This is a genomic window from Azospirillum sp., assembly GCF_035627195.1.
Classification (GTDB): Bacteria; Pseudomonadota; Alphaproteobacteria; order Azospirillales; family Azospirillaceae; genus Azospirillum.
In genome coordinates this window covers 1-2333 of the sequence record NZ_DASPMG010000372.1, presented here as the reverse complement: position 1 = coordinate 2333, position 2333 = coordinate 1, and the positions used below count along the sequence as shown (strand labels likewise).

The following is a 2333-nucleotide window of genomic DNA, read 5'->3' as shown; positions in this document are numbered from 1 at the left end:
CTGTGGCAGGCGGTGGCCGACCTGCAGCACGCCGCCGTCAACACGCCCGCCGCCGACCAGATCGCGTCCAGCCTCGCCACCTGCGTCACCGGCGTCGACCCGCGCGCAGCCGGCTTCGTCGAGGCGTTCCACGCCCACCTCGCGGCGCTGCGCTGGCTGCTGTCACGCAGCGACGCGGCGGAGCGGGCGGAGAAGGCGCTGGTGCGGTGCCTGCGCTCCACGGTCCAGTCGCTGGTCGACCTGTCGCCCACCTCCACCCCGCCCCGTCCTGCCCCCCTGCCCCGCCCGTTGCGCTTCCGCGAGCCGCCAAACGGGCACGTGACCTGAAAGCACGCGACCGAGAATTTCCCTTCGGCGCGAGAATCCCTACATCAGTTGCAGGGGCTGCCGGCGGCCTGACCGTTCCTTGCTTTTTGCATCCGGCGCCCCGCCGGCGATGGACGAATGAGACAGCATTGATTACCTTTTTGGGCATCCAACAATAACGGGCGCCGGCCCATCGGCCCGCCCGCACGGGGATGGACAAGATGGCTCTCGCGACCGTCACGCTCGAGGACAAGTACGCGCTCGAACAGGGGCGCGTGTACCTCACCGGCACCCAGGCGCTGGTGCGCCTGCCGATGATCCAGCGCCAGCGCGACCTGGCGGCGGGTCTGAACACCGCGTGCTTCATTTCCGGCTACCGCGGCTCGCCGCTGGGCGGCTTCGACCAGAACCTGTGGGCCGCCCGCAGCTTCCTGGAGAAGAACCACATCCGCTTCCAGCCCGGCGTGAACGAGGAGTTGGGGGCGACCGCCGTGTGGGGCAGCCAGCAGGTGGGCATGTTCCCGGGCGCCAAATACGACGGCGTCTTCGCCATGTGGTACGGCAAGGGGCCGGGCGTGGACCGCTCCGGCGACGTGTTCAAGCACGCCAACGCGGCGGGCACGTCGCGGCACGGCGGCGTGCTGCTGCTGGCCGGCGACGACCACAACGCCAAGTCCTCCACCTTCCCGCACCAGTCCGAACACGCCTTCATGCACGCCATGATCCCGGAGCTGAACCCGGCCGGCGTGCAGGAGATCCTGGACTACGGCCTGATCGGCTGGGCCATGAGCCGCTATTCCGGCTGCTGGATCGCCATGAAGACGATCGCCGAGACGGTGGACACCTCGGCCTCCGTCATGGTCGATCCGCACCGCGTGCAGCCGATCCTGCCCATCGACTTCGAGATGCCGATGGGCGGCCTGAACATCCGCTGGCCGGACCCGCCGCTGGAGCAGGAATACCGGCTGATGAAGCACAAGCTTTACGCCGCCCTGGCGTTCGCGCGTGCCAACCGGCTGGACCAGGTGGTGATCTCGTCGCCCCGCCCGCGCTTCGGCATCGTCACCACGGGCAAGAGCTACCTGGACGTCCGCCAAGCCTTCGACGAGCTGGGCATCAGCGAGGAGATGGCGGCGGATCTCGGCATCACCGTCTACAAGGTCGGCATGCCCTGGCCGCTGGAGCGCGAGGGCATCCGCCACTTCGCCGAGGGTCTGGAGGAGATCATCGTCGTCGAGGAGAAGCGCGCGGTCATCGAGAACCAGTTGAAGGAACAGCTGTACAACTGGCACGCCGACGTGCGCCCCTGCGTCGTCGGCAAGTTCGACGAACACAACGAGTGGATCCTGCCCTCGGCCGGGGAGCTGTCGCCGGCGCAGATCGCCGTGGTCGTCGGCCGCCGCCTGCTGCGCTTCATCGACAACGACCGCATTCGCGAGCGCGTCGCCTTCCTGGACGCGCACGAGAAGGAGAAGGCGCACAAGGCCCGCGTCGAGCGCAAGCCGACCTTCTGCTCGGGCTGCCCGCACAACACCTCCACCAACGTGCCGGAGGGGTCGCGCGCGCTGGGCGGCATCGGCTGCCACTACATGGCGACGTGGCTGGACCGCCGCACCGACACCTTCACCCAGATGGGCGGCGAGGGCGTGCCCTGGGTCGGGCAGGCGCCGTTCACCGAGGAAAAGCACATCTTCGCCAACCTGGGCGACGGCACCTACTACCACTCCGGCATCCTGGCGGTGCGGCAGTCGATCGCGGCGAACGTCAACATCACCTACAAGATCCTGTTCAACGACGCCGTCGCCATGACCGGCGGCCAGCCGGTGGACGGCCAGATCACCGTGCCGATGATCGCCAAGGAACTGGCGGCGGAGGGCGTGAAGCGCGTCGTCGTCGTCTCCGACCAGCCGGAGAAGTACACGCCCGACGCCGGCCTGCCCGCCTTCACCAAGGTCGAGCACCGCGACGAGCTGGACCGCGTGCAGAAGGAGCTGCGTGAAGAGGGCGGCGTCTCCGTCCTCATCTAC

At 68.6% G+C, this 2333-nt stretch carries 1 protein-coding gene and 1 pseudogene; both read left to right on the top strand.

From position 1 onward, the window contains the following. Positions 1-327: pseudogene (locus tag VED21_RS32680) on the top strand (hypothetical protein); the annotation flags it as partial. A 200-nt stretch (positions 328-527) separates the two neighbouring features. After that, positions 528-2333 (top strand): indolepyruvate ferredoxin oxidoreductase family protein (locus VED21_RS32675; RefSeq protein ID WP_324890021.1); only part of this gene is annotated, 1806 nt, incomplete at its 3' end.